Source organism: Neisseria sp. P0022.S010 (assembly GCF_051956635.1).
On sequence record NZ_JBQCXF010000258.1, the window covers coordinates 1 to 4,054 of the forward strand.

The following is a 4,054-nucleotide window of genomic DNA, read 5'->3' on the forward strand; positions in this document are numbered from 1 at the left end:
CTCTCAACGGATAAGCGTATTTCCGTTAAAATACGCCTTCTTTTCCGATTCGAAACATTGCCATGCGCCTGACCCACATCAAACTCTCCGGCTTCAAATCTTTTACCGACCCGACCACGATTCATGTGCCGGGGCAGCTTGTTGCGGTTATCGGGCCGAACGGCTGCGGCAAGTCGAATGTGATTGATGCGGTGCGTTGGGTGTTGGGCGAGGCTTCGGCGAAGCAGCTTCGCGGCGAGAGTATGCAGGACGTGATTTTTAACGGTGCGGCGACGCGCCGTCCTGCACCGAGGGCTTCGGTGGAACTGGTGTTTGACAATAGCGACCACAGTTTGCAAGGCGCGTGGGGGCAGTATGCCGAGGTGAGCATCAAGCGGCAGCTGACGCGTCAGGGCGAATCGACTTATTTCATCAACAATCAGACCGTGCGCCGCCGCGACATTACCGATTTGTTTCTAGGCACGGGCGTGGGTGCGCGCGGTTATGCCGTCATCGAGCAGGGGATGATTTCGCGCATCATCGAAGCGAGGCCGGAGGAGTTGCGCGCCTATATCGAGGAGGCGGCGGGCGTGTCCAAATATAAGGAACGCCGCAAGGAGACGGAAGGCCGTCTGAAAGACACGCGCGAGCATTTGCAGCGTTTGGGTGATTTGCAGAACGAATTGGCGCGTCAGGTGGAAAAGCTGGAGAAACAGGCGGAAACCGCCGAACGCTACAAATCTCTGACCGCGCAGTTGAACCAGCAACAGGATTTGCTCGATTACGCCCAATGGCAGCAATCGCTTGCCGCCGCCGACAAGGCGACCGCGCAGCATCAGTCTTTGCAGGCGCAGCAAGACGAAACCGCAGCGCAGGTTCAGGCGTTAAACGACGAAGTACACGCCTTGCAGACTGCCGAACAGTCGCAGCAGCAGGCGGTACACGAATTGAGCAACAAACGCGGCGTATTGCGCGAGCAGATTGCCCGTTTGGAAGAACAAATCCGCCATCAGCAAAACCTGCACCAACGCATCGAACGCGACAAACAGGCGGCGCAGGCGCAGATGCAGCGCATCCATCAGGAGCAGCAGCAAATCCGCGTGCAGCTTGAAGAAAACGAGTTGCAGGCCGAAGAGAAGCAAACCGAATTGGCGGAATGGGCGATGCAGGTTGCCGAACACGAAGAGCGTCTGCCCGAATTGGAAGAAGCTCAAGCCACGCTCAACGCCGCCTTCCAAACCCAGCAGGACGAGGCAAACCGCATCCGCCGCGAACTGGCGTTGAAGCAGCAGCAGCTTGCCCATGCCGAACAAACCGTTGCCAAGCACGAAGAGCGCAAAGGTCGTCTGAAACAGGAAAACCAAGCCCTGAACCTGCCCGACGAAGCCGAAACCGCCGCCGCGCAGGAAGCCGCCGTCTTGTTGCAAAGCCAGCAAGAGCATTACGAAGAACAAATCATTGCCGCCGAAGAAGCCTTGCACGCCGCCCGCGAGGCGTTTCAGACGACCTCGAGCCGCTTCCAAAGCCTGAAGCAGCAACACATCACCTTGCAGGCGCAGCAGCAGGCGTTGTCGCAAATCCTGTCGCAACAGCAGGAAGCCGCCGACTTCTGGCAGGCAACCGACTACGCCGCCGCGCCGCAACTGTGGCAACACATCACCGCGCCCGCCGAGTGGCAGCACGCCTTGTCCGTCATTCTTGCCGAACGCCTGCACGCCCGTAGCGTGCCGCACGGCTTCGTGCCGCCCGCACCTTTGCCGCAGGGACAGGCGGCATGGCTTTCAGACGATCTCTCCGGCGGCATCAAAAAATCCCTGCCCGTACAGGCATTGCTGAACCAAATCCAAGCGCAGCCGCCGTTTCAGACGGCGTTGCACCACTGGCTCGACGGCGTATTGTGCGCGCCCGATTTGAGCTACGCCCTCGCGCATCAAAGCGATTTGGGCGCACACCAAATCTGGCTTACGCCCGAAGGCCATCAGGTCGACAAAGTCAGCGTCCTGCTCTATGCCAAACCCGCGCAGGAAAGCCTGATTGCCCAAAAAGCGCGCCTCGACGGTATCGCGTCCGAACTGGAAAACCTCGCCCCCGAACTCTCCGCCGCCGAATCCGCGTTCAAACAGGCGGAGGCCGCTGTGTGCTCGTCTGAAGTGCAACATAAAAACCTGATGCAGCAGCAACAGCAGCACACGCGCCAATACAGCCAAGCGCAGCAACGCGCCGCCGAACTCTTGGCGCGCACCAACCAAGGGCAAATCCGCCGCGAACACATCGAGCGCGAACTGGCGCAGTTGGCAGAAGAGCAGACCGTGTTGCAACACACGTCCGACGGGCTTTCAGACGACATCGTTACTTTGCAGGAAGCCGTCGCCGAACTCGAACACCAACAGCAAACCACCGCGCACAGTCGCCAAGAGCAGCAAGGCCGTCTGAAACAGGCGCAGCTTGCCCTGTTGGAAGCCAACCGCCAATACGGGCTGGCCGAAGTCGCCGTCCACAAACTCAACCAGCAAAAACAAAACTACCAGCAGCAAATCGCCCGGCTCGAACAGCAAACCCTGGACTGGCAGGAACGCCAGCAAGAGCTTGCCCTCGCCTATGAAACCGAGTTCCAAAACGACGAGCAGCACATCAAGCTCGACGAGTTGACCGAAGCCGTACACACGCTGGACGAAGAATACATCGCCGTGCAGGAAAAACTCGCGCAGATTCAGGAACAGGGCAGGGAGCAATACGCCCGCGTACAAGCCCTGCAAACCAAGCTGCCGCAGCTTCAGGCCGCCACCCAAACCGCCCTGTTGCAGCAGCAGGAAGCCCTGATTAACGCCAAACGCTACCATCAAAACCTGACCGAACGCGCCGCCGATTTGGACGCGCTCGAGGCCTTGGCGAAAGAATCGCCGAAAGTATTGAACAGCAGCATCGGCAGCCTCACCCAGCAAATCGAAGCCCTCGGCGCCGTCAACCTCGCCGCCCTGCAAGAACTCGAAGAAGCGCGCGAACGCGACGGCTACTACCGCAGCCAGAGCGAAGACGTGCAGGCAGCCATTACCCTTTTGGAAGAAGCCATCGCCCAAATCGACGACAAAACCAAAGCGCGTTTCAAAGAAACCTTCGACGCCGTCAACGGCAAAGTCCAAACCTTCTTCCCCACCCTGTTCGGCGGCGGCGAAGCCACCCTCAAAATGATAGGCGACGACCTTCTGACCGCAGGCGTATCCATCATGGCGCGCCCGCCCGGCAAGAAAAACAGCACCATCCACCTCCTCTCCGGCGGCGAAAAAGCCCTCACCGCCATGAGCCTCGTGTTCGCCTTGTTCAGCCTCAACCCTGCTCCCTTCTGCCTTTTGGACGAAGTCGACGCCCCGCTGGACGACGCCAACACCTCGCGTTTCTGCAACCTGGTCAAAGAAATGTCGGCGCAAACCCAGTTCCTCTACATCTCCCACAACCGCCTGACCATGGAAATGGCAGAGCAGCTGGTCGGCGTAACCATGCAGGAAAAAGGCGTATCGCGCGTCGTTGCCGTAGACATCAAGCAGGCGTTGGAAATGGCTGAGCCGAATTGAGGTAAGAACAAAGGCCGTCTGAAAGAATGAGGAAAAAATCTATAATTTCATCTTCCCATTTTTTCAGACGGCCTTTTTGTATTGGATACAGCGTTATTGTTTTGACGCATCATCTTTGGCGCGTTGGGGCTGCCCCGAGCGTTGGTTGCTGCGGTTGACGGCATCGCGCCATGCTTTGCGTTCGGCTTCGATTTTGGCGGCTACTTCGTGAACCATGGTTTCTTGTTTTTTGACGGCCGGCTCTTCCGGTGTGTTGTCGGAAAAGTGGAGGCCGTACCACAAGACGGCGAAAATGCTGCAGACGAAGATAACGGCGATCAGGCCGACGATGGCTTGTTTGCCGGCGAGGGGTTTTTCAGGGGGAGGGACGAGGACATCGAAGCAGTCGGCGCAATCGAGGGCGAAGCAGACGTTTTCGGCTTCTTTGCGGCCGCGTCGGCCTTCTGTGATGTTGAAGGAGATGTGTTGCCCTTCGGCCGGAAGGCGGGTAAGGGTGGTGAAGGCGG

At 58.5% G+C, this 4,054-nt stretch carries 2 protein-coding genes; one reads left to right on the forward strand and one right to left on the reverse strand.

The features are described 5' to 3' along the window. The first annotated feature begins 62 nt into the window (after positions 1-62). Positions 63-3,548 carry a chromosome segregation protein SMC gene (smc, locus tag ACTHUT_RS14825; protein ID WP_250599989.1) on the forward strand — a complete coding sequence of 1,162 codons (3,486 nt, stop codon included), beginning with the start codon at positions 63-65 and terminating at the stop codon, positions 3,546-3,548. Between the two features lie 93 nt (positions 3,549-3,641). On the opposite strand, the gene ACTHUT_RS14830 is transcribed toward smc, so the two are convergent. Then, a partial coding sequence (locus ACTHUT_RS14830) for a cold-shock protein (RefSeq protein WP_440418973.1) occupies positions 3,642-4,054 on the reverse strand: 413 nt, incomplete at its 5' end.

What these genes read in the sequence shown, in the direction of transcription:
- smc (WP_250599989.1), top strand. Translation starts at nt 63, where the DNA reads ATGCGCCTGACCCACATCAAACTCTCCGGCTTCAAATCTTTTACCGAC.